The sequence below is a fragment of the Staphylococcus pasteuri genome, assembly GCF_030547725.1.
Lineage (GTDB): Bacteria > Bacillota > Bacilli > Staphylococcales > Staphylococcaceae > Staphylococcus > Staphylococcus pasteuri.
In genome coordinates, this window is sequence record NZ_JAUOQO010000946.1 from 1 (window position 1) to 237 (window position 237).

1 pseudogene is annotated in these 237 nt (G+C 54.0%); it reads left to right on the top strand.

From position 1 onward, the window contains the following. Positions 1-237, top strand: a pseudogene (locus Q4528_RS15985) (hypothetical protein); the annotation flags it as partial.

The following is a 237-nucleotide window of genomic DNA, read 5'->3' on the forward strand; positions in this document are numbered from 1 at the left end:
TTGATGCACTCTTTGATGCACTCTTTGATTCACTCTTTGATGCAGAGCCTGATGCAGTGGGTGATGCAGCGGCTGATGCAGGGGCTGATGCAGAGCCTGAGGCAAAGTCTGTTGCAGAGCCTGATGCAGTGGCTGATGCAGAGCCTGATGCAAAGTCTGTTGCAGAGCCTGATGCAGTGGCTGATGCAGGGGGTGATGCAGAGACTGATGCAGAGGCTGATACAGGGGGGTTTACAG